This is a genomic window from Enterovibrio norvegicus FF-33, assembly GCF_000286835.2.
Classification (GTDB): Bacteria; Pseudomonadota; Gammaproteobacteria; order Enterobacterales; family Vibrionaceae; genus Enterovibrio; species Enterovibrio norvegicus_A.
The window spans coordinates 1,770,227-1,794,966 of record NZ_AJYD02000038.1 but is presented as its reverse complement, the minus strand read 5'-3'; the positions used below and the strand labels follow the sequence as shown (position 1 = coordinate 1,794,966).

At 47.5% G+C, this 24,740-nt stretch carries 20 protein-coding genes; 17 read left to right on the top strand and 3 right to left on the bottom strand.

Features of this window, described 5'->3' with window-relative positions; genetic code table 11:
* The first annotated feature begins 238 nt into the window (after positions 1-238).
* From A1OO_RS16210 to A1OO_RS16200, 3 genes are all read left to right on the top strand, one after another.
* Positions 239-1,366: a Bug family tripartite tricarboxylate transporter substrate binding protein gene (locus tag A1OO_RS16210; RefSeq protein WP_026023906.1), complete on the top strand. Its 1,128-nt coding sequence runs from the start codon at positions 239-241 to the stop codon at positions 1,364-1,366.
* A 70-nt stretch (positions 1,367-1,436) separates the two neighbouring features.
* Positions 1,437-3,443 carry a tripartite tricarboxylate transporter permease gene (locus tag A1OO_RS16205; RefSeq protein ID WP_017003686.1) on the top strand — a complete coding sequence of 669 codons (2,007 nt, stop codon included), beginning with the start codon at positions 1,437-1,439 and terminating at the stop codon, positions 3,441-3,443.
* Positions 3,444-3,455: 12 nt separating this feature from the next.
* Complete coding sequence (locus A1OO_RS16200; RefSeq protein WP_017003685.1) at positions 3,456-4,313, top strand: universal stress protein; 858 nt, start codon at positions 3,456-3,458, stop codon at positions 4,311-4,313.
* A 151-nt stretch (positions 4,314-4,464) separates the two neighbouring features.
* Here A1OO_RS16200 and A1OO_RS16195 read toward each other — a convergent pair whose 3' ends face one another.
* The 3 genes from A1OO_RS16195 to A1OO_RS16185 are packed head-to-tail and all read right to left on the bottom strand — an operon-like array spanning position 4,465 to position 7,961.
* Positions 4,465-5,955 (bottom strand): nucleoside hydrolase, encoded by a 1,491-nt coding sequence (locus tag A1OO_RS16195; RefSeq protein WP_017003684.1) that lies wholly within the window; start codon positions 5,953-5,955, stop codon positions 4,465-4,467.
* Complete coding sequence (locus A1OO_RS16190; protein WP_026023905.1) at positions 5,924-7,411, bottom strand: GGDEF domain-containing protein; 1,488 nt, start codon at positions 7,409-7,411, stop codon at positions 5,924-5,926. Before A1OO_RS16190 ends, A1OO_RS16195 begins: the two co-directional genes overlap by 32 nt.
* 37 nt (positions 7,412-7,448) lie before the next feature.
* Positions 7,449-7,961: a hypothetical protein gene (locus A1OO_RS16185; protein WP_017003682.1), complete on the bottom strand. Its 513-nt coding sequence runs from the start codon at positions 7,959-7,961 to the stop codon at positions 7,449-7,451.
* A 336-nt stretch (positions 7,962-8,297) separates the two neighbouring features.
* Between A1OO_RS16185 and A1OO_RS16180 the strand changes: the two genes are divergently transcribed.
* From A1OO_RS16180 to vasI, 14 genes are all read left to right on the top strand, one after another.
* Positions 8,298-9,077: a phospholipase A gene (locus A1OO_RS16180; RefSeq protein WP_017003681.1), complete on the top strand. Its 780-nt coding sequence runs from the start codon at positions 8,298-8,300 to the stop codon at positions 9,075-9,077.
* 199 nt (positions 9,078-9,276) lie between these two features.
* Positions 9,277-9,561 (top strand): type VI secretion system PAAR protein, encoded by a 285-nt coding sequence (locus A1OO_RS16175; RefSeq protein WP_016958855.1) that lies wholly within the window; start codon positions 9,277-9,279, stop codon positions 9,559-9,561.
* 949 nt (positions 9,562-10,510) lie between these two features.
* On the top strand, positions 10,511-11,023 hold the full coding sequence (tssB, locus tag A1OO_RS16170; protein ID WP_016958854.1) for a type VI secretion system contractile sheath small subunit: 513 nt from the start codon (positions 10,511-10,513) through the stop codon (positions 11,021-11,023).
* Positions 11,024-11,052: 29 nt separating this feature from the next.
* On the top strand, positions 11,053-12,528 hold the full coding sequence (tssC, locus tag A1OO_RS16165; protein ID WP_016958853.1) for a type VI secretion system contractile sheath large subunit: 1,476 nt from the start codon (positions 11,053-11,055) through the stop codon (positions 12,526-12,528).
* 3 nt (positions 12,529-12,531) lie between these two features.
* Positions 12,532-12,969, top strand: a complete 438-nt coding sequence (gene tssE / locus A1OO_RS16160; protein WP_016958852.1) for a type VI secretion system baseplate subunit TssE — start codon at positions 12,532-12,534, stop codon at positions 12,967-12,969.
* Complete coding sequence (tssF, locus tag A1OO_RS16155) at positions 12,970-14,736, top strand: type VI secretion system baseplate subunit TssF (protein WP_026023904.1); 1,767 nt, start codon at positions 12,970-12,972, stop codon at positions 14,734-14,736.
* Positions 14,700-15,743: a type VI secretion system baseplate subunit TssG gene (tssG, locus tag A1OO_RS16150; RefSeq protein WP_017003678.1), complete on the top strand. Its 1,044-nt coding sequence runs from the start codon at positions 14,700-14,702 to the stop codon at positions 15,741-15,743. Before tssF ends, tssG begins: the two co-directional genes overlap by 37 nt.
* An 8-nt stretch (positions 15,744-15,751) precedes the next feature.
* Complete coding sequence (gene tagH, locus A1OO_RS16145; RefSeq protein ID WP_016958849.1) at positions 15,752-17,212, top strand: type VI secretion system-associated FHA domain protein TagH; 1,461 nt, start codon at positions 15,752-15,754, stop codon at positions 17,210-17,212.
* A 4-nt stretch (positions 17,213-17,216) separates the two neighbouring features.
* Positions 17,217-17,684, top strand: coding sequence for a type VI secretion system lipoprotein TssJ (tssJ, locus tag A1OO_RS16140; protein WP_017003677.1), 468 nt, complete (start codon positions 17,217-17,219; stop codon positions 17,682-17,684).
* Positions 17,685-17,686: 2 nt separating this feature from the next.
* Complete coding sequence (tssK, locus tag A1OO_RS16135; protein WP_016958847.1) at positions 17,687-19,021, top strand: type VI secretion system baseplate subunit TssK; 1,335 nt, start codon at positions 17,687-17,689, stop codon at positions 19,019-19,021.
* 18 nt (positions 19,022-19,039) lie between these two features.
* A complete protein-coding gene (gene icmH / locus A1OO_RS16130; RefSeq protein WP_394209283.1) occupies positions 19,040-19,816 on the top strand; it encodes a type IVB secretion system protein IcmH/DotU in 777 nt (258 codons plus the stop codon).
* An 11-nt stretch (positions 19,817-19,827) separates the two neighbouring features.
* Complete coding sequence (tssH, locus tag A1OO_RS16125) at positions 19,828-22,476, top strand: type VI secretion system ATPase TssH (protein WP_017003675.1); 2,649 nt, start codon at positions 19,828-19,830, stop codon at positions 22,474-22,476.
* Positions 22,477-22,479: 3 nt separating this feature from the next.
* Positions 22,480-24,030, top strand: a complete 1,551-nt coding sequence (locus A1OO_RS16120) for a sigma-54 interaction domain-containing protein (protein WP_017003674.1) — start codon at positions 22,480-22,482, stop codon at positions 24,028-24,030.
* A complete protein-coding gene (vasI, locus tag A1OO_RS16115; RefSeq protein ID WP_017003673.1) occupies positions 24,006-24,734 on the top strand; it encodes a type VI secretion system-associated protein VasI in 729 nt (242 codons plus the stop codon). Before A1OO_RS16120 ends, vasI begins: the two co-directional genes overlap by 25 nt.
* Positions 24,735-24,740: the final 6 nt, after the last annotated feature.

Below are 24,740 nucleotides of genomic sequence, written 5' to 3'. Positions count from 1 at the left end.
TTGTGAGCGACGTTTAATCACCTTCTGAGGTGGTTTTTTTTGGCCTCAAGCTTCACTTGTCTTGAGCATGAACCATTGAATACGGCCTACTGAATACGCCTAATGTAACGTTTTTGTTATCAATATGTGGTATGTCAGCGTGGTGACAGTTTCACCCAATAGCGTAACCAATGAAACCAACACTAATGAATGATTTTTAGCCGTTATGAAAATGGCATTGGACGCAAACGAAGGTGGAATGATGTTTATTCATAAGCAACCAAACTCAAAAATGGCAACGGTACGTCGCTCGTTCAACGCGGCGATTTTAGGGATGAGCGCATTGGTGGCAATGCCCTCCACGGCGATTGCAGAGGACGTGTCTTTCAAAGGTAAACGTGTTGAATTCACGGTGCCTTATAAAGAGGGAGGCGGCACGGACACATGGGCACGCTTTTATGCGCCGTTGCTCACTGCCGCATTGCCGGGTAATCCGGTTGTTGTCGTCAAGAACATTCCGGGTGGCGGCTCGACAAAAGGTGCTAATCGTTTTGCACAAAAAGCGCGCGCTAACGGACTGAATATTTTCGCGAGTTCTGCGTCTACTCAGTACCCATATCTGCTCAATGACAGTCGTGTGAAGTATGAGTACAACGACTGGAGCATCGTATTGGCCTCTCCGACTGGCGGTGTTATGTATGTTTCACCATCCACTGGGATTAAAAACGTTCAGGATTTACTGGCCAAGAAAGATCACGTGTCGTTTAAGTATGCAAGCCAAGGCGCTACGTCGATTGATTTGGTCCCCCTTCTTGCTATGAACTTATTGAACTTGGACGTCAAGGCTATCTTTGGCATGAAAGGTCGCGGCGCTGGTCGTTTAGCGTTTGAACGCGGTGAAGTGAATATTGATTCCCAAACCACCTCTTCTTTCATCAAAAAGGTGACACCACTTGTCGATGAAGGGACTGCGATTCCGCTATTCAGCTTTGGCGTATTAGGCGCTGACGGAAAATTACAGCGGGATCCTAACTTCCCAGACCTTCCACACTTCGCGGAAGTTTATGCAATGGCAAACCCTGATGCTGCGACTAACCAAGGTTTTGAGGTTTGGAAAGCATTTTTCGCCGCTGGCTTCGCTGCGCAGAAAATGATCTTTCTTCCAAAAGACGTGTCTGCAGGCATTCTCTCCACATGGCGTAACTCCGCAACGGCGATGGTCAATCAGCCTGATTTTAAACAGAAGTCTGACAACGTGCTGGGTGATTACCCACAGCTCACCGGTGAAAGTGCACAAGCGGCATTGAAAACGGCTTTGTCTCTTAGTGAAGCAGACCGCGAATGGGTTCGCGCTTGGCTAACTGAAAAATATAACACCAAGTTCTAACGCATTTTTTGAAGCTTAGTGCAGGCGAATGCTTGCACTGAACTTCATTTCCTTCCTAAAGGCATTGTCTATGTTCAGCGAATTACTCGATTCCTTGCAGACGATACTCAGTCTGCAACACATCACTTATATGCTTGGCGGCGTCATTTTGGGGCTGGGCATTGGTATATTTCCCGGCTTAGGCGGCATCGCAGGTTTGTCTCTTCTCCTTCCGTTTTTGTATGGGATGGAGCCCGTTTCAGCGCTCGCAATGCTGATTGGATTGGTGGCCGTGATCCCGACTTCTGACACATTTACCTCTGTACTGATGGGGATTCCCGGTTCAAGTGGGTCTCAGGCGACAGTGTTAGACGGGTTCCCGATGGCAAAGCGTGGACAGGCTGCGCGTGCTTTATCGGCGGCGTTCACTTCGTCTCTATTCGGGGGCTTGTTCGGGGCATTGATCTTAACGGTATTTGTTTTGATCGCGCGCCCTGTGATTTTGGCGTTTGGCTCCGCTGAATTGTTTATGCTCACTATTCTTGGCCTCAGTATGGTAGGCGCATTGGCGGGTAAAAGTTTCGTTAAGGGCCTGTCTGCTTGTGGCTTTGGCGTCGTGTTAGGTAGCCTTGGCAGTGCACCTGCTACGGGTGAATATCGCATGGCTTTTGATAATTTCTACCTGATGGATGGTATTCCGCTCGTGGTGGTGGGTTTAGGCATATTTGCCTTGCCAGAAATCATCGACTTACTGCGCCAAAACAAGCCAATCGCCAATGCCAGCAATCTTGGTAGTGGTTGGTCAGAGGGTATTCGGGACTTTGTGAACAACAAATGGCTTGCGCTTCGTTGCAGCGTGATTGGTTGTATCATTGGTGCGTTGCCAGGACTGGGTGGCAGCGTTGTAGACTGGATTGCCTACGGTCATGCAGTACAAACAACAAAGGACAATCCGCAATTTGGCCATGGTGATGTTCGGGGTGTGATTGCACCTGAGTCAGCCAATAATGCCAAAGAAGGGGGCGGGCTAGTACCGACATTGCTGTTTGGTATTCCAGGATCGGGCAGTATGGCGGTTTTTCTTGGCGGCATGGTGCTAGTGGGTCTGGAGCCGGGCCCTGCCATGGTGAGCACCGATCTCGATATCACCTATACCATCGTTTGGTCTCTGGCATTGGCAAATGTATTTGGGGCTGGTGCCTGTATGCTGATTTCGCCAACTGTCGCTCGCCTTACCACTATTCGCTATAGCTTGCTTGCACCGTTCATGGTGATGGTGATTTGCTTTGCTGCGTTTCAAGCAACCCGAGATCTTGGTGATCTGGTGACTTTATTGGCTATCGGCTTCCTTGGTGTATTGATGAAGCGCTTTGACTGGCCGCGTCCTGCTTTTTTGATTGGATTTGTCCTCGCAGGCGGCATGGAAACGTATCTCTATCAAGCGGTTCAATTTGATGGCGCTGGGTTCTTGCTAAGACCGGGCGTTATCATCATTGGCATCATCACGCTCTTATCGTTGTTTTTTATGTATCGAAAACAGAATGCGGTTAAGCAAGATGACTCGTCTTCAGCGTCTTCAACAGAAGCTGAAACCACCCCAGCAAAAGCATGCAATCGCACACCACAGGTCATTTTTGCTGGTGTTGTGAATCTCATCTTTTTGTATGCCATTTATGATGGTTTACAGCAGAGCTTCCTTGGCGGAGTGTTCACCATTATGGTCGGCAGTTTGATGTGGGTGCTCTCCGCTATCGTGCTTTATCAACTTCTCACTAAACCTACCAACGACCCCATTTATTTCGATATGGAGTACGAACAAGGTTACGTATTTGATAAAAGCTCCACCAGCATGATGCATTACCTCTACTGGTTGTTTGCGTTGGTTGCCGGGTGTTATCTGGTGGGTTATGTCATCTCGATCAGTGTGTTTTTTGTTTCTTTTTTGGTGGTAAAAGCAAGTGTTAGCCTTTGGCGCGCGTTAGCGTTGACAGCGATAGCCGTGGGATTCTTACTCTTTCTTACGAATGCAATGGTACTGGAACTTCCCGTGGGGCTGCTTCAGGAATATATCGAGCTACCTTGGCCGCTCGGCTACTAACAGGAGGTGAACATGACTATTCGAACGATCATTATGCCTCTAGCATCCAATGAGAATGCGAAAGAGAGGCTGGAAGGAGCGCTCAATGTAGCGAGTTTCTTTCGCGCACATCTTGATGTGCTTCATGCCCACATTGATCCAAAGCAGCTGCTGCCGAATGAAATGCAGCTCATTTCAAATGAATTTCACAAACGTATCGACCAAATTGTGGCCGACTATGTCAGTGAAGATCTGGACATGATGCGAGAGTTGTTTGAAGACACTTGCCGAAGTTTGTCTATTTCTCAGGTAAACCGTTATCCAATGAGTCATATCACCTCGGCAAAATGGCATGAAGTGATGGGGTTTCGTGGCGAAGTGGTTGCAGAAAAAGGCAAGTTGTCTGATTTAACAATCATTCCTCAGCCAAAACGAGGTAAGTCCAGCGTAAGTTTTGAGGCGGCGATTCTGCATAGCGGTAAGCCTGTATTGATCATGCCGAGAACCCAAACGCATTTTTCGCCAAAGCACGTGATGATTGCTTGGAACGGAGATACTCAAGCCGCGCGAGCCGTGGCATCTGCAATGCATCTTCTTAGAAGTGCTGAGAAGGTGAGCATCGTCACCAGTGAGCGCTCGATAGACAAAAGGCCGACTCAAATAGATTTGCAGGAATATCTGGCCATGCATGAGATAGCATGTGACTGTGAAGTGTTTAAGTCAGGCCGTATGCGAACGCCGACGGCGATTTTATCGACCGCGATCAGGCTCAATGCGGATGCGATTGTTTGTGGTGCGTATGCTCATCAGCGTATTCATCAACAAATGTTTGGTGATGTCACTAAGAGTCTGCTTAAAAAATCCCAAGTCCCTTTGTGGATGATTGGTTAACGTTCTCGTCGCTAAACTAAAAATCCGCTGAATAATCAGCGGATTTTTTTCGAATGGACATGTCTATGGCAAACCAAAGTGAGATCAAAGGCTACTGAGTATCTCAGTGGCTGTTTGTCTATGTATGCTTATCACAGATATACCTTAGAGGTTATACAATGCCTAGCATCTTACCCATTCGACGTCCTTCTTCCATTTCCCACTGAACGCCATAAAGATCAATCCAGTAAAAAAACGTGATCGGAAAACCATCTAACTCAACAGGCTTATAATCTGAAGCTGTATTAATCATGGTGACGCCGTCTTGTTCTTTCAGGAAGTGAAAGACATCATTACAGTTAGCAACTTCCAATGCGATATGTCTCGGGCCTCCCAAATCATATGTTTTAGGCTGAATGGGCAGCTGTGTTTTACCCGTTGGTTGATGGTATCGCATCAGTTCTAAATAGATACCTGCTTGTGGGTGGCGTACAAACTGAACGTCGATTGTGACGGGTTGTTCCTCTAACCCAGCGTCTAGTGCAAAGCTTTTCATAGAGATACCGCGATATGACATGGCTTCTCCGGTTTCGTCGAACGCGCGCTCAAAGCCCAATACTCGCTGATAATAATCAGCAGCAACGTCCACATCTTCTACAATAATGTTGACGTGAGAGAGCCCTAAAACCTGTTGTGCGATGGTCTGTTTGGCCAATCTCGTCAGGACATCGCTTTTCGCTTTTTCGTTAATGTCCACACAATAGGAAACAGGGTAAGCGTTTACGGGAGAATCAGTGCAAATTAGATAAGGTTTTTGCGTTCCTTTTTCCGTGTCGCTTGGCGCAATCTCAGTGCGTGCAAATAAGGGTTTAGTGGTGAACCATTGCGGATTGACAACGTAAGCGGCGGCGACTAAATCAAATGGATTGAACCCTTTGTGGGAACCGAACACAATTTCCCATTCAGTCCACCAACCTAGAGCATGCCGAGCAAGGAGGTTACCCATGGGTCCCTGTTTTCGTAAACGAGCAAGGTCGTCAAAATCAACCCACATTTTCTTGCATACTTCAAAGGGTACCAATACGACAGAGACGCCACTTTTTAGCACATAGTTGAACGCGTCAGTATCGAACTCAAAATTGAGGTCACGAAAGGGCTTGAGCTGAAATGTTCCCGAAATGAAATGTTCATCAGTCGATTGCCTTCCTGCTACCGATACGATGCTATCGATTTTTGAAACCAAGTCAGGGCGGGTTTTGATAAGGTCGGCAATATTGGTGAGCGCACCAATAGCGAGGATCGTTAAATTGCCTTGCTCTAGGTTTTCAATAAGAGCGGTTACAGCATCAGATTCCTTATTTTCTTTTTCTGTATTGTTGTCATTGGTATTGTCAGAAGCGACAAAATTGGACGTCGCACCTTTATATACTTTGTAGCTATTGGCGCCAAAGCTGGACACAAAGTGTTGCGCCGTTTGAGTGGACTCCTCGATGTTATCGGTATTTCCACGTGTTGAGCTAATACCGAGTATTTCAACTTCTGGACTATGCATGAGACAGCCCAATGCATAGCCATCATCGACATCTTTATATTGTAAGAATCCATCGCGAAGGCCAATGGTAATGTCGGTATCAATCCATAATCTCAGTTGTTTTTCTATCACTACTTTCTTTCCTTGGAGGTGGTTTTTGGTCTTGCAGGGTGCCAATGGCAATTTGGTTTCGGCCGCTGCGCTTAGCGCGATAAAGCAGTGAATCAGCTTCATCGAAAGCATCTGAAAACGACATTGCAGATGCCGAAGGCGTGATGAGTAATGCGCCAATAGAAAGCGTGACCACTGCACTTTCGGCGGCATGAGGAATAGCGAGATCTTCAACGCTACAGCGCATTCGTTCTGCAACCGTTTCAAGCGCACTAGCATTTTCAATTTGAAGCAGAGCGACAAACTCTTCGCCGCCAATTCTGAAACACAAGTCGTCTTTGCGTAATGCGCTTAAAATGGCGTTTGCGGTGGACTTAATCACGACATCACCGCGTCCATGTCCGAAGGTGTCATTAAATGCTTTGAAATGGTCAATATCACAAACAACAATGCCAAAAAGCTTATTTTCGGCACGCGTTGCTTGGAAAAAAGCGTCGGCATGTTCCGTATAGCTGTGGCGTCCTGCTAGCCCAGTGAGCGCATCAGTATCCGATTGATGCCGCAATATTTTCATTTGTGTTTGGGCTTTGAGGGTTAGCGTGTGAAGACCACGAGCCAGCACGCCAATCTCATCATTGCGGCGAAGTTCCTCGAGATCCGAGATATCGAGGTGTTCGATGTCGTGGTCTATTCGTTTAGCTAGCCTACTTAATGGTGCAACCAACCAATGTGTGACGCCGATAATCAGCAATAGAGAAACACACAATGCCACAAAGGCTTCAATGGCTAAGGTGATAAATATCTGCTGCTTAAGAGTGAACAGATTAGCAGCATCAAACACCGCCCAAACATGACCGCCATTTTTGTTGATCAGTGGCAATTGTACGATCAGAACCTCATCCTCTTGGTGAAGCTGAAACGCTTTTTCAGAATGGCTAGAAGGAGGCCAGCGTGGCGTAAACGATGATGATAGACGCGTACTTTTTTGCAGAGCGTTTAGGTCATCAACTGTTTTGTTGAGTACGAAATTCAGTTTTCTATTTCTCACCTTGTCTTGATTTTCGGGATTATCAAGCGCTGCCATCAGCGTGTTTTTTCGTGCTGAGACGTCGTTGATCTCATCTTGCGTGACATCCGTTCGCCACACTGTCATGTGCTCTCGTGAATAGCGCACACTGACGGAGTTTTCGCTGTAATCTGATTTCCCCTGGATGTCGAGAAACAACAACTCTCCAATATTAAAGAGTGCTTCATTTTGAGAGGGCATCATTAGGTTGGCATAATTTCGGCCTGCGACTGCGGCGGAAAAGTCACGGACCAGAGGCGTCAGCGTGCGCTCGGCCCGTTCGTTGGCATAGTTAACTCGGCTTTCCCATTCACTTTGATAGCGCGAGGCGCTCATCCCAGCGATAAGCACTAGCACCAACATCAGATGAGAAACAAAGAGAAGCTGATTTATCGTAAACCTTTTTAGCACTCTAAAATCCAAATCAAAGGGGAACGGTTAACTGAAATTACTCATAAAGAGAAGAGACAGGCTCCGTGCAGGTGCCGTTTATACATATGTCTTTGTAAGTATCATGACAACTTTGACAAAAGGCAGGCTCTAAGGAGGCGTGCATGCTGCTGATGTCTTCACCTTTTCGGTTGTAGCTACCATAAAGGGCTAATCCGCCAAAGTGCTCTGTTACCCAGATAATTCCCTGTGCTTCAGACACGGCAATCACTGTCGGCCCGTCGCTATAAGGGCCATGGGTTTTGTATTCTTCAAGTTTCTTGGGATTCACGCGGATAGTGAGAGGCGAGCCTTGACCATCATTGATCCATGAATATGCTCTTACGGATTCTTGCATAAACAAAGAGGCGTCAGGGGGGAGAACGGTATCCGCTGGGAGATTCATGGATTCTTTAACAACGGGCCAGTCTTCCCAGCCGTTTGGGTAACTAGCAATTGAATCTGCGAATACTGAGCTGCTAAACAACAGCGTGAATAAAAAAGTAAAATATCGGCGAGCCGAAAACAACATAAGTAAATTCCATTTTAGTAACAACATTTAGCGTCTTGGGTGACCAAGTCTCATTGATGATAATTGTTACGATGGGGGTGTCACAATAAAATCCTTCAATAATGCGGCGTTGCAACAGGTCTAAGCAAGAATTGCAGACATGACGACAACAGATCTTCAGCCCCCAGTGCCTCTTTGTCACTTCGCGACATCTCCGGCTGACTCATTGTTGATTCAGCAGGTTAATCTCGACATTTAACGGATAATGGCCATCTATACTCTCGTTGATTTCATTGCTCTGTTTTTTCGTGATTGTTTGCGGATAAAACATTGAATGTCGATTTTCAGGGAGGTTTGATGAACACACTGATTTACCCGCTTGTTATGTCGGCGCTCATCGCGCCCATGATCTTGATATCTCCAACAGCGCAAGCATCTGAAAATGTGTTTTCAGCACACAGAGATAACTACTTGTTGCCGTACTACAAAGAATCCAACGTTAATCAAGCGCGGTTTGCTCCGTTGAACCCTAACGATAGCGAAGCAAAGGATACCTTTGTGCAATTCCAGTTCAGTGTGAAGTATCGGATTTTGAGGTTTGAAGATGATGGGCTGTATATGGCTTATACCCAGCGCTCAAACTGGGAGGCTTATGATAGCTCAGCCTATTTTCGCGACAGTAATTACAACCCAGAACTCTTCTATCAAATGAGCATCGATCCGTGGCAATTTTCGCTGGGGGCTGAACATGAGTCGAACGGAGCAGGGGGTGACAATGAAGTGAGTTGGAATCGAGCTTACGTTGATATCAAGCGCAACTTTGATTGGGGCTATATACGATTCAAACCATGGTTTAGGTTTGGCAGTGTGAGCTATAACCCGAATATCACAGATTATCTTGGCTATGGCGAAACAGAACTGGGATGGCGTCCCACTGAGAATCAAGAAGTAAAGGTACTTTTTGGCAACTTATTTGCTAAAGACTTAGAGCGCGGATACTACCGGCTGAGTTGGAATGTCCCAATCTATCAAGGGTTGCGCGGATACATGAAAGTCGAAACGGGCTACGGGCTAACCATTTCCAATTACAACTTCAAAGAGAGTGCTTATGGCATGGGTGTGGCGTTCAACTTTTAAACATTAGATCGAGCAAGAAATTGCTCTCTGGGCAAGAATTGGCTCATTGCTGAGCAATTATTTGCTCGAATTAAGTGATCCGATGACTGTAAGATTTTGAAAATAAGACAATTAAAAACTGGATCACTTTTTGCATTATCTAGTTTGCTAACCAACAGAATTTGTTTTCAACACGGTGTCATTATAAGGATTAATCGTCATGGGAAATGCAGTCGTTTTAGGTAACATCGGCACCGATCATGATGGGTTTCATCCATCACCTGTTACCTCGGCATCGCCAGATGTGAAGGTCGATGGCATCCCTCTTGCTCGACAAGGTGATGCACTTGCACCACACGATAAGCCGAAAAACCCGCCCCATGGAAGAAGTATTGCAGCGGGATCTCCTACCGTATTTGCAAACGGAAAGCCTGTTGCAAGAACAGGTGACGCTGTGGGTTGTGGAGGTGTCGTTATTGGTGGTGGTACGGTAAATATTGGTTAAAGCTATATCCCCAAAAATTCCCACTGAATAAGCACATTGAAAGTGTTTAGATATTTGATAATCACAACATGTTAAGTTTTTGCATTTAAATAGCGGGTCATTGAACAGTACTCGTTTCACATTAGTAAACGCCTTCTATGATTTATCCCTCACTTCAAACTATTCACACCACTCATGATAATCTAATCTTTCATTACTAATGGATGATAAAAGCATTATTAATTAGGTTTTTCTAATTTATTTAAAATTCAAAGTTGTCAGTATATTAATGTGTGATCTGTCAGTTTATAAGTATTAATTTTATCAAAAATGACACTCCTGTATTGTCTATGTAAAATATCGACGGGGATCGTGTTTGAATATTTTTCTGTGCAAATTTTTGCTAAATACCTTGTGGTGGGTCGTGAACATGTCTCATGATGTCTCTCAAGGACGAATAAAGAAGTTAATATTACGCTTAGTGTTCTTAATGAATGCTTTATGAAACAAATAAAACTATAAAAATGCTGTCTCCCCTGGCCGTTTTGAACGTTACCATTGAGATTGATAGCGATAAAAATTGAAACGTTGGTTAGCAAAGTTCTACGGTGGTACTAGTAAATACTGATGATGGCGATTTATTTCGATAACCTTGATGTTTTTGTCTTGCATTGATCGTGTGATTCAAGGTTTTTGATTGATTTGTCTCATCTTTTTCCTCCCTCCCCCCTGATGTTCTCTGCTTTAAATGACAATTTTGCCTTAATTTCACGTCTCAAATGACTTGCGTTTGAGTGATGTTTTTCTGGTTCTAATAATTTTCTTAGTTGCATATTTTTATTTTTGAAACAAATGACACATGTTGTGAATGACTTTGATTTTGCTGATTTTCATTAATGAATGTTAGCGCGTCGAAATACAGCAACGTCTGAGTTGCATACATCTCTACAATGTAAAGGAGAGTAATAAGATGGCGAAAGAGGGAAGTGTTGCACCTAAAGAACGTATTAATATTAAATACGTTCCTGCAACGGGTGATGCTCAATCGGAGATCGAACTTCCGTTGAAAATGGTCGTTTTAGGAGACTTTAAAGGTCACCCGGAAGACACTTCAATTGAAGAGAGAGAGGCGGTTTCTGTTGATAAAAATAATTTCACAGCGGTTATGCGAGAGAGCGATCTTTCTTTAACCACGTCTGTACCAAATGTCATGACAGAGGAAGAAGGACAAGAACTTCCTGTTGAATTGTCATTCAAGTCTTTGGCCGATTTCTCGCCAGACGCAATTGCCAATCAAGTACCCGAACTTAAAAAGCTCGTTGAGCTTCGTGAAGCGTTGGTCGCATTGAAAGGCCCTCTTGGAAATATTCCTGCTTTTCGTGGTCGCCTTCAGGAGCTTTTGGCCTCTGAAGATTCGCGTGAAAAGCTCCTCGCTGAATTGGATCTGGTAAGCGCTGAAGAACAACCAGCTTCCGATGCTTAACTAACGCAGAAGAGAAAAGGATTTTGTTAATGTCCGTACAAGAGAAAACGCTGGAGAGTTCTGTCAAAGAAAGTGGCAGTCTACTCGACGAAATCATGGCGCAAACCCGACTAGCACCTAGCGAAGAAGGCTATGATATTGCTAAAAAAGGTGTTGCTGCGTTTGTTGAGAATCTGATCGGTTCTGATAAAGAGCAAGAGCCTGTAAACAAAGCGCTCGTTGACCAAATGCTGGTTGAACTAGACAAGAAAATCAGTGCGCAAATGGACGTCGTTCTACACAGCCAGCCTGTGCAGGAAATGGAGTCTGCGTGGCGTGGTTTGAAGCTGCTGGTAGATCGCACAGATTTCCGTGAAAACATCAAAATTGAAGTGCTGCATGCGACCAAGCAAGAGCTGTTAGATGACTTCGAATTTGCACCTGAAACAACCCAGTCTGGCCTTTATAAGCACGTATATTCCGCCGGTTATGGCCAATTTGGTGGTGAGCCAGTGGCAGCATTGGTGGGTAACTATGCGTTTACACCATCAACGCCAGACATGAAATTGCTCCAATACGTTGGTTCAGTTGGCGCCATGGCGCACGCGCCATTCCTGTCTTCCGTTTCTCCAGAGTTTTTCGGCATTGATTCATTCGAAGAACTGCCAAACCTGAAAGACGTAGCCGCTACTTTTGAAAGCCCTCGTTACACCAAGTGGCGTGCGTTGCGTGAATCAGAAGATGCTCGCTATATCGGTCTAACTGCACCACGTTTCCTGCTTCGTGTTCCTTACGATCCAGTCGAAAACCCAATCACGTCATTCAACTATCGTGAAAATGTTAGCGAATCACACGAAAGCTACCTTTGGGGTAACACCGCGTTTGCATTGGCATCTCGTTTGACTGAGAGCTTTGCAAAATACCGTTGGTGTCCGAACATTATTGGTCCTCAAAGTGGCGGTGCAGTGGAAGATTTGCCAGTACACCTGTTTGAATCTTTGGGCGCTCTGCAAGCGAAGATCCCAACAGAAGTGCTAGTGACTGACCGCAAAGAGTATGAATTGGCCGAAGAAGGCTTCATTTCACTCACTATGCGTAAAGGCAGTGACAACGCAGCATTCTTCTCTGCTAACTCGATTCAAAAACCGAAAGTGTTCCCGAACACGAAAGAAGGCAAAGAAGCAGAAACCAACTACAAGTTGGGTACGCAGCTGCCTTACATGATGATCATCAACCGTTTGGCGCACTACATCAAAGTGCTTCAACGTGAGCAGATCGGTTCGTGGAAAGAGCGTCAAGACCTTGAGCGTGAGCTTAACACTTGGGTTCGTCAGTACGTGGCAGATCAGGAAAACCCACCGGCAGAAGTTCGCAGCCGTCGTCCACTTCGCGCAGCGAAAGTAGAAGTGATGGATGTCGAGGGTAATCCAGGTTGGTACCAAGTGTCTTTGTCAGTGCGTCCGCACTTCAAATACATGGGTGCAAACTTCGAGTTGTCATTGGTAGGTCGTTTGGATCAGGCGTAATCGATGGCCATCCCAGATGCAGATGACATCGCGTACGGCGTCAGCTTCTTCCAACGGCTAGAAGCTGATGCACCGCAACGCTCTGTTACACAAGGCCCTGAAGCTGCCGACGTGCTCGAGTCGTTGAAACACAATGTTTCGAATCTGCTAAACGCGCGCATTGGGGAATCCCTCAGTGCGCCCGATTTAGGCCTGATTGATTTTAATGATGCATCGCTGAGTTCACACGATCTTGCGTTGCAAATACGGCGAGCGATTCGTCGGTGTATCGAAACGTATGAACCCCGTATCCAGAGCATGGACATCAATGTTCTACCAGATAACGGTTCACCGCTTAACTTGCGGTTTCAGATTAATGCGTCGGTCAATTTAGGTGCTATGCACCGTAATGTACAAATTGACCTGCTTTTGGATAGTAATCGAAAATACAGGGTAGTGTAGGTGTCAAGGAATCGATATTTCAGGGATGAGCTTGCTTTCCTCAGAGAGCAGGGACTCGAGTTTACCGAAGTGTATCCGCAGCTCGCCCGTTTTCTCAATAGTCGTAATACCGATCCCGATGTCGAGCGTTTGCTTGAGGGTTTTGCCTTCCTGACGGGAAGACTTCGCCAAAAGGTCGAAGACGAATTTCCGGAACTGACGCACTCCATTATCAATATGCTGTGGCCTAACTATTTGCGTCCGGTACCCAGCATTAGCATTGTTCAATTTTCTCCAGACGAAAAAGCCTTAACGTACGGCCAAACCATTGCGAAGGGAACGCAGTTAGATGCCAACCCTGTTTTTGGCACCGTTTGTCATTTTCGCACCTGTCGTGACGTGAGCATTTATCCACTTCGACGTAACAAAGTCAGCACTGTTCACACGCGTGAAGCGTCTTTGATCGACGTTGATATGAAAATTCTGGGCGATCAGAAGGCAGGACAAATAGGCCTGCAGTCTCTTCGTTTCTTTTTGGGCGGCGAAACTTACAGCGCTGAAATGCTGTACCTGTGGCTCAGTCACTATCTCGAAAAAGTGGAAGTGGTTGCCGGTGACAAAGTGGTTACCTTACCCAAAAGTGCGTTTAGGGCGGTTGGGTTTGATGGTGACGATGCCATTCTTCCGTACCCTAAAAATGTGTATGAAGGGTATCGAATTCTGCAGGAATACCTTTCATTTCCTGAAGCATTTCTCTTCTTTGACGTTAAAGATCTTGGGCGCTACGTACCCGCTGATGTGGAAAGACGTTTCACCCTGCGTTTTAGCTTTTCGAAAACGTTGCCGCCAGATGTGCGCGTGAAAGATGAAACGTTTGAGCTTAACTGTACCCCTGTCATTAACTTGTTCACTCATGATGCCGATCCGATTGATCTGAATGGGAAAAGTGCCGAATACAAAATCACGCCTTCAAGTCGTTACACGGCGCACTACGAAATTTTCAGCGTCGACACGGTGCAAGGGTGGCAAGAAAACAATATTGGTCGTATCCGCGGCCAAATCAGAAACTACACGCCTTTTGAGAGCTTCCAGCACGAGATCGAACGTGCACGTAATCGCAAGGCGCTCTATTACCGAGTACGAGTAAAAGACAGTATTCACAATGATGGTTTTGATCACCATATTTCGTTTGTCCGCAGCGACGAAACGGAATGCACAGATTTTAGCGAAGCCATTTCGTTGTCGTTGACCTGTACTAACCGACAACTCCCGATGGAGTTGGGTAAAGGCGATATTTGTGTGCCAACAGATTCGTCACCAGCCTATGCCAGTTTCAGCAATTTGACCGAACCAACCGCGCCAATGCGTCCGATGTTGGACGGCACATTGTTGTGGACATTGATTTCGAATCTGTCTTTGAACTACCTGTCCTTGCTGTCGAAAGATGCGCTGTCGTCTGTTTTACGCGCCTATGATTTTCGCGCCTTGGTGGACAGGCAAGCTGAGCGTGTTTCCCGTCATCGACTCGATGGCATTGTCGAGATCAATTCTGCGCCCGTTGAAAAACTCATTCGTGGGTTGCCCGTGCGCGGTCTTCGCTCCGAAATTACCTTGTCACAAGCGTGTTTTGGATCAGAAGGCGAGCTCTATATCTTTGGCACCGTGTTGAGCCGATTTTTCTCACTCTACGCCAGCATCAATTCATTTCACGAACTTGTCGTGATTAACGCAGATAACCAGGAAAGGTACACATGGGGACTACAGAACGGTCAACAGCCGCTGATCTAGCGACTTCCGTTGCTCCCGATGTGCCTGACGGGATGGGGAGCGACAATGACGCAGGCATGCTGCCCAAAAATGTCCGTGGTTATAACTTTTATCAGTTGGTCGAGCTGCTGCATAACATCAGCGATCTTGACCCAGAAGACGAAGCATCAACATCAAGCAAACTGCTCTTTGGTGCCAACCCCGGGTTGGGTTTTGCGGCGAGCGATGTCACGGCACTTGACGCCGTTGCGGGTGGTCGCCTGCGCCTTGAAACGACGTTTTTTGGTATGAGTGGCGCGCAATCTCCGCTTCCAGGTTTTTTCCTTGAAGACATCCTGACAGAAAGCGAAGAAACAGGACTAAGAAAGCCGTTTTTGGATTTCTTTAATCACCGTTTGTTGACGCTTATTTATCAGATTTGGCGAAAGTACCGTTATTACATTCGCTTTCGTGAAGACGCCTCCGATGGCTTCTCAGCGCAACTCTTTGCGTTAGTAGGTTTGGCCGATGAGAACCTTCGCGGCGACACGCCGATCAACTGGTGCAAGATGCTTTCTTATGCCGGTGTATTGGCAGGAAGAAGCCGATCGCCTCAAGTGGTGTCTGGGATTATTTCCCACTGCTTTGATCTTGAAGATGTCTCGATTCGCCAATGGGAATTGCGCCATGTTGATATCCCAGAAGATCAAAAAATGCGCTTAGGGGCGGCGAATGCCTCCATCGGTGTGGATTCGGTCATTGGCAGTAAAGTCGGAGACAGAAGCGGGAAATTCGTTATTTGTATTAACGGCTTAACCCAAGCACGGTTTCGTGATTTTTTGCCATCAGGTAAAGAATATCTGCCGCTGATCACCTTAGTTGAATTTGTTTTGCGTGAGCAGATGGCATTCGACTTAGAACTCGGTATTAAGCCAGATGAAGCGCCACCCATGCAATTAAATCACGCCAAACCTGCATCACTGGGTTGGTCATCGTTTACGGGCGTGGCGGACAAGCCCCGCATTGTGCGTATCCAAATCAGGCAATAGAGGGACCTATGTCACAACAGTATTCCGACAGTGAAATTGAACGCCCAGAGCCCGCACAGCAGGCGACGTTGGTCGTGACCAATACGCAACATCTTGAAGCAGGTTTGTCGGCCACACACACGTTTTCACAAGCTGGCGGGTCGATGGGCGCAAGCCCTGCGGATGATTGGCACCTTCGAGACCGTGAAGGGCGGGTATTTTCACACCACGCGGAGATTGTCGAAACGGACGGCAAGCTGTGTCTGCTTGATGTGCGTGGTGCGAGCTACATGAATGGCGCAACCATACCTGTTGGCGCGGGAAAGTCGGCGCGTTTAAACGACAACGACATGGTGTTGATTGGTCCCTATCAAATACGTATTCACCTGACCAAAGCGGGTGAAGGAATCACCACGGGTCAGCATGGTTTGGAGAACGTGTTTCTTCATCAACATCGTGCCGAAGACATTGGCTCCGATGCCAAAGATACAGATGGCGACATGGGTGAAGATGACGTGGTTGACGATCCGCTTGCAGCATTGGACGCCATACAGATAGCCAATGACGCTGGGATTGACCCTTTGAGCGATCAGAAAGAAAAGCCGACAGCGAATCAAGAACGTGAAGACTATTTGCTGGCGCGGGACACGGAATGGCATGGCAGCGAAAAGACCGTCCATGCCGACAGCGAATACGAAATGAGTTCAGCAATAACCCTGAAAAAGACTTTAACCAACGAGGATTCCCTTATGGATGACAAAACTCTTGAGCGCCTAGAACGAGAAGTCGGGCGAGACTACGCAAAGCAGGATGCTACCGACAACGTTTATAGCGAACAAGCGTTTACTGGTTATTCCAGCGGTGAATACGGTGAAGGTATATCGCCGGATGACACCAACCACTTAGTGGTTGGCCCTCTGATGCGTGGCCTAGGCACGCAAGCAGGTAACACCAACAACATGGCAGAGATGCAAGCCTTGTCAGAAGAGCTTGGCGCATCGCTTCAATCTGCCATTCGTGGTTTGTTAGACCTGCATGGTCAAGTGCAAGAAAGCCGTTACGGCATGATGAGCAAAAACCTCCAGCCCATTGAAGATAACCCATTGCGTTTGGGGCTGTCTTATGAAGATACGGTGGACACCATGTTCGACCGCGATCGCAGCGCTGTGCATTTGTCTGCACCGTCGGCCATCAGCGAAAGTTTAACCAATGTGGGTCACCACAACGAAGCGGTGCAGATTGCCACCGTTGAGGCGCTCGGCCAAATTCTGCGTGCATTTTCACCTGAAGTGCTTATGCGTCGATTTAACGCGTATCGCCGTCCTGGTCAAGTGACGCCCGAGTCTGCGGATGCGTATGCATGGAACATGTACAAGAGTTACTACAACGAACTGACCTCGGACAGGCAAAAAGGGTTCGAGAAGCTTTTTTGGGAAGTATTCGATCAAGCCTATGACCGCAAACTTCGAGAGAAGCAGCAGGAGGTCTAACGTGATGTTACGTCTGATTGCATGTCTGCTCCTATTGCAACTAGCTGGTTGCGCGGGATCAGATCTACCCCAAGATCAGCCCACCACAGTGACATATAGCTTGGTGGCGACTGGGAACGTAAACCCCAATATCAGTGGCGATGCAACGCCTGTAGAAGTGCAGGTGTTTGAGCTAGAAGATGACTCGATGTTTTTGTCGTCGGGTTATGAGCAGTTGGCTGATGAAGCTAAAACCGCGCTTAAAAGCAACTATATCGACCATCGAGACTACTCGCTGGTTCCGGGGCAATTTAAGTTCATCGATGAGTTTGAGATTGAAGAAGACACTCGCTACATATCAACCATGGTGCGGTTTTCCGACCCAGATGTCAGCGAATGGAAGAAAGTGATCAAAATCATCCCAGTAGGCAGGAAGTATCACTTGCTTATCTACATCGACAAGAACGAAGTCATACTCGATAAAGTGGAATAAAGATGTCAGCGAGAAACCGTGTTGTATGGAACGAAGGGCTGTTTATTAAGCCTCAGCATTTTCAGCAGCAACAACGCAATATTGAATATGTGCTGGACGAAAGGATTTCGGCGGTCAGTCGCTATCTTTACGGCATTTCGGAAATGACGTTAAACGCCGAATACTTAAGTTTTGGGCGCATCGCGTTAGACAGTGCATCAGGCATTATGCCCGATGGTACCGTGTTCCGAATTCCTCAAGAAGACATTCAACCTGAAGCGCTAGAAGTGGCCGACAGTTCATTGGCGAACCAGATTGTCTATTTGGCGATCCCACTGCGAAGCGATGCGATCACTGAAGTTTCGTGGCCGGAAGGTGCGGGCTCTGGGCGTTATGTGTCTACGAGCCAAGAGGTGCGAGATATCCACACCTATCAAGGCGACATGGCGCCGATTGATGTCAGCCCTGTCAGCCTGAGATTAATGCTTGAGAAAGAAGATCGCAGTGCGTATGCATCAATCGCTATCGCCCGGATTCTAGAAAAGCGACCCGATGGCAGCGTGTTGTTGGACGAGACTTTTCTTCCTTGCCATATCAATGTCAGTGCGGTTTCTGCGTTGCACCGTTTTATCGGTGAAATGGCAGGCCTAATGCGCGAGCGCGCCAAGAACATTTCTCAACGTATCGGTGCACCTAGCCAAGGTGGTGTGGCAGACGTGTCTGACTTCATGTTGTTGCAATCACTCAACCGAATGCAACCGCAGCTTCAGCATCTTTCTCGTTTACGTAGCCTGCATCCAGAGCGTCTTTACGAAGCGTTATCATCCATGTGTGGTGAGTTGGCGACCTTTACGGATGAAAGCCGCATGGCGCCAGAGTTCGGCAGCTATCAGCATGATATGCCGGTGTCATCATTCCGTCCGGTCATGACCCGTTTACGCCAATCACTGAGCATTGTTCTCGAACCGAGAGCCGTGTCTATTCAGCTGCATCAGCGCAAATACGGCCTCATGGTTGCACCGCTTCAAGATCCTTCGCTGGTTCGTGATGCCGACTTCATTTTGGCAGTGCGTGCACGGATGCCGATGGAAGAGCTTCGCAAGCTGTTTGTACAACAAACCAAGGTGGCCTCGGTGGAGAAAATCCGCGAGCTTATTTCGCTTCAACTGCCCGGCATTCCGATCTCGCCGTTGCCTGTTGCTCCGCGTCAATTGCCTTATCACGCCGGTTATACCTATTACCAATTGGACAAAACCAGCGCGGCTTGGGCCATGTTGAACAACGCTAGCGGATTCGCTTTCCATGTTGCAGGAAACTTCCCAGATATTGACCTGCAGTTCTGGGCAATAAGGAGCTAAGTCATGGCTGAAATGTATATAGATACGCCTGATCGCGAACGTCATTACGACCATCTACTGTTCGATGAAGCGGCGAATATTGATGCCGATCAGGACTACTGGTTCAAACTGCGTGGCGACAATATCAACCCCTTGATTGATGCCGCTACGCCGTTGCTGGGTATGGCACTGCGCGTGCGAAAATTGTCCGAATGCCACAACGTGGATGCTATTTACAAACAAGCAGTGGAAGAAGTTAAAGCCATCGAAGTGGAGCTCACGGAAAAGAATTATGACCATGCCGTGATCCTCGCGTATCGCTACGTACTTTGTTCTTTTGTCGACGAAGCCATCATGAGCACCCCTTGGGGGGCAGACAGTGTTTGGGCTGAACATTCTTTGCTGACCCGTTTTCATAACGAAACCTGGGGTGGCGAAAAAGTGTTCACCATTCTGTCTCGTTTGGAAAGTGAACCTGCGCGCTATAAGCCGCTTTTAGAGTTCATTTTTCTGTGCCTGACTTTGGGCTTTGAAGGGCGTTACAAAGTGATGGAAAAGGGCAGAGAAGAATACGAAAAAGTGATCACCAAACTGCACCAGCTATTGCGTCAATTGGATGATCAAGAACCGCTGTCACTGACCAGTGCATCAGACAACGTGGTTTCAACCAAATATCGTTTAAGCAAGCAAATGCCGGTTTGGACGATTTTCGCGGGCTTTGCCACGTTATTGGTCGTGGTATTTATCGGTTACTCGCTCGCACTGAACAGCAAAACGTCCGGCGTACTTGCACAACTTAGTCAACTTCTTCAATAACAGGTGAACCCGTGATTCGAATTGAACTTCACACGCTCATTGGCAAACTTAACCAGCAATCAAAATTGGCACTGGAGCAAGCGGGTGCGCTAAGCATTGAGCGACAGAACCCTGAAGTAACCACTGAGCATCTGCTATTTACCCTGCTGGAAAATCCGCTTTCTGATGTGCGCATTTTGTTGAAAAGTGCTGAGGTTGATCACACCCACATTCGTCAGCTGACGGGTGATGCTTTGAGCCGTGAGATTGCTCCGGAAAATACGCCATCATTCTCGCCACTTTTAGTGGAATTGCTGCAAGACGCTTGGATGCTTGGTTCAACTGAAATGGGGCACACTGAGATTCGCTCGGGCATTATTTTTCTTGCCGCCTTGATGCGCCCAGATCGTTATTTGCCGTTCAATGTGATCCGTCAACTGGAATCGGTAAACCGCGAAACCGTGAAAAAGCACTTTGCACGTATTACCGAATCATCATCGGAAACAGCGGTGAAGACATCCTCAAAATCGGGTGGTGCACCCATTCCAGCCGAGGCTGAAACCGCATTAGCGCGTTTTTGTACCAACTTCTCTGCCATGGCAAAGCAAGGTGAACTTGACCCTGTGCTGTGTCGTGATGACGAAATCAATCTGATGATCGACATTCTTTGTCGCCGCAGAAAAAACAACCCGATCGTCGTGGGTGATGCAGGTGTGGGTAAAAGCGCCGTTGTTGAAGGGTTAGCGCAGCGCATCGTTGATGGCAATGTACCTGAATCGCTACTCGGCATTGATCTCATGTCCTTGGATTTGGGTCTACTACAAGCGGGTGCCTCTGTAAAAGGCGAGTTTGAAAAGCGCCTCAAAGCCATTATTGACGAGGTGAAAACCTCTCCTATCCCAATCATTTTGTTTATTGATGAAGCGCATACCTTGATTGGCGCAGGTGCACAGGAAGGAGGCGGTGATGCTGCCAACCTGCTAAAGCCTGCACTAGCGCGTGGTGAGCTGCGTACGGTCGCGGCGACCACATGGAAAGAGTACAAAAAATATTTCGAGAAAGACCCTGCACTGAGTCGTCGCTTCCAACTGGTGAAGCTTGATGAGCCAACCAGCGCACAAGCCGTGGACATTATGCGCGGTTTACATGGTGTGTATGAGAAAGCCCACAAAGTATTGATCAGTGATGATGCTTTGGTTGCTGCTGCGGAACTTTCGGATCGCTATGTGTCGGGTCGCCAACTACCAGACAAAGCCATTGATGTGCTGGATACCGCCTGTGCGCGTATCGCGATTAACTTAAGCTCTCCCCCGCGCCGTTTGGCTGAGCTCGAAACCAAGACGGTTCAGCGTCAGCGCCAAATTGACATGATCACTCGTGAGGCGCAATTAGGCTATGAAGTCGATAACGAACTCTTAGCTTCTTTGGAAGCCGATGAGGTGCGCGATCATAAAGAGCAAGATAGCCTGAATGAAGCGTGGCAAACACAAAAGACGCTGGTGCATGAAATCATAGAAAAGCGTCAGCAAATTCTCGCGGTGCCAGTGACAGTGCAAGATCAGGACGAAGCCTCAATAGAAGAAGCAGAAGTTGCACTGAGCGATGACGAAATTGAAGAAATCCGCACCTCGCTCAAAGCACTTTATCGTGAACTTGAAGCCATTCCGCACAATGAACGCTTGGTTCATCCACATGTTGACGCACAGCAAGTCGCAGAAGTCATCGGCGATTGGACGGGCGTACCTGTTGATCAAATGAATACCGATGAACTTAGCCGCATTACCCATCTTCCCGATCTGCTAGGCGCACAAATCAAAGGGCAAGATGTGGCGTTGAAATGTATTCATCGCCATTTGCTGACTGCGCGTGCAGATCTGCGTCGTCCAGGTCGCCCGAAAGGTGCGTTCTTGCTAGTGGGCCCGAGTGGCGTCGGTAAAACAGAAACCGTCGTGCAACTGGCAGAGCTTCTATATGGCGGCAAACAGTTTCTCACCACAATCAACATGTCGGAATACCAAGAGAAACATACGGTGTCTCGATTAATCGGTTCACCTCCTGGTTATGTCGGGTATGGCGAAGGGGGCATCTTGACCGAAGCTATCCGTAAAATGCCGTATTCGATTGTGCTGTTGGATGAAGTGGAAAAAGCCCATCCAGAAGTGCTTAACCTTTTTTATCAAGCGTTTGATAAAGGCGAATTAGCCGATGGCGAAGGGCGCGTAATTGATTGTCAAAACGTCGTGTTCTTCCTGACTTCCAACTTGGGTTACCAGACCATTGTTGATTTTGCAGAACAACCCGAAGCGCTTGAAGAGCAACTTTACCCAGAATTGGCCGCCTTCTTTAAACCGGCGTTGCTGGCGCGAATGGAAGTGGTGCCGTATCTGCCGCTGACTGGCGATACCTTGCAAGCCATTATCAAAGGCAAGCTACAGCGTTTAGTGAAAGTCTTTGAGCAGCGCTATAAAGCAGAAACGGATATCGATGATGCCTTGATCGGCGAAATTCAGCGTCGTGCAACCCGCGCCGAAAATGGGGCGAGAATGCTTGAAGCCATCATTGAAGGCCAACTGCTGCCACCCGTTTCTTTAGCTTTACTTAATAAGCTTGCAGCCCGTGAGTCCGTTCAACGCGTTCGTTTAACCGCTGAAGACGGTGAATTCGTCAGCGAGGTGATCTAGACGATGGTTGATTGGCTTTCCATCGCAGCGTCCATTACCACGATGCGGGAAAAAGGCCAGCTTACGGCCACTTTCTCGCAGCAGGTGGAGGCCGCGTTGGGTGTTTCACATGTATGGGTCATGTTTCCTTGTGAACAGGGAAGAAAGCTCTGTGTGCAAGAAAACGAAAGCCGTTATCAGTGGGAAGTGGATGATTTTTCGCATCCCTTCGCCCACGTCTTTCAATCTGCGTCTGCAATGTTACTTGATCCGTCAAAGCTGAATTACTGGTTAGAAAACCGCACATTTGTCGATCTAATGTCGCACAGAAGTCGCGGGGAAAGTGTGTTGGTTATGCCGTTACCGCCTGGAGTGAAGCGCATTAACGCGCTGTTGGTCATGACGGGTCCTGCGACAATATTGAGCAGTTTGTTGGCCGATCCTCAATGGGCGCGTATCTGTGAAATATTTATTAACCAATGCCAGATGATTACGGACCTTGGTGATGAACATCGCCAAATTTACGCACTGAGTTCGTCGATTGCCGCCATTCGACGTGATGAAAAACAGCGCGAGAAAGCCTTTGAACTTAAACGTGTCCTGATTGGCGAAAGTCAGCCAATGGAAGAAATGCGAAACAAGGTTGTGACAGCCGCACAGTCGTCGCTGAACGTCCTTATTTGCGGTGAAACGGGAACAGGTAAAGAGCTAGTGGCTCGCGCCGTGCACGAATTGTCGGATCGCAAAGGCAAACCTTTCGTTGCTATCAATTGTGCCGCCATTCCAGAAAATTTGCTGGAAAGCGAGTTGTTTGGTCACCAAAAAGGCGCGTTCTCGGGCGCTGACCGTAACAAAACTGGCCTGATTGCTGATGCGGACGGTGGCACGCTGTTTCTTGATGAAATTGGCGATATGCCGTTGACCTTGCAAGCAAAATTGCTGCGAGTTTTGGAATCACGCAGCTATCGCCCAGTAGGCGGGTCCAAAGAGGTGGAGGTGGATTTTCGCCTTGTTGCTGCCACACACGTTGCGATGCAGCAGAAGACAGAAAACGACGAATTTCGTCGAGACCTATTTTATCGCCTCAATCAATTCCCTATTTTTGTCCCTGCGTTGGTTGAGCGTAAAGACGATATTCCAGAGCTTTGTCGCCACTTTATTCATACCTATAACGAGATGGCGAATGTAGACATTGTGGGTATGCGTTATGCCGCGCTTGATCTGCTTAATCGTCATGACTTTCCCGGTAATGTGCGAGAGCTTCGTAATTTGGTGGAATATGCCTGCGCGATAACAGTGAACGGTGAAGAAATATCAGCCGATAGCTTTAGCGGGCGTGTATTTCAGCAACGTAGCCCAATGTTAGCCAGCAATGACGAAGTCGAAACGGACAGTTATATCGGCGTTGATATCACGAATATTGATGACCTTAAATTGGCGGTTCAACACTTTGAAATCAGTGTTATTCGCTCACGCCTCACTAGTTTTGATGGCGACCGAACCAAAGCCGCAGAAAGCCTTGGATTGCCAAAAAGGACCTTGGCCCATAAATGCTTGAAAATGGAGATAAGTTAACCATGCGTCGAGCCATTCACTTCCCCATGGGCTGCTTACTGCTCACTTGTTTGCTTTCACCGTTTTCGGTGTTAGCCAATGAGCACGACACGGGTGAACCTCAAGTCACGGATGTTCTTGAGCAGGCAAAAGTGTGTGTCGACATTGTTGGCCGGTTGGACCGGCTAGCTTGTTTTGACAATGTGTTTGATACCCCGTTGATGAAAGTGCCGGAAACAACGTTCAAAGCGTTGAAGCCTGAAGCGTGGCTACGAGCTACAACCAGCGAGAGTCAGCGTGATGACGATAGCACTGGATTTGTCCTTCGCTATGTCAATTCAAAAGAACCGAAAGCGGGTATGTGGATGACGGCGACGGCTTTACCGGATCGCGGTCAAAAAACCGCTGATATGCCCATTTTGATGTTCAGTTGCATCGATAGCATCAGCCGTGTGGAATTAGTACTACCTGAAGTAACGGCGGCAGGAAAAGCCTTGGTAACGACATCAGCAAATTCTGGATTTACCCAGCGTTGGCTCAGCGATGACTCGGGGAGCATCATGCGAGCGGGTCGAGGCCTGCCTGCGATTGATGTCATGAAAGCGTTGATGTCAGGCCCTCGTGCTGTTGTGCGTTCTGATTTGGATGAAATTGGCAATTTGACGTTCGATACGGCTGAACTTAAAGAGACGATTGGCCCAATGCGTCAAACGTGTCGTTGGTAGGGAATG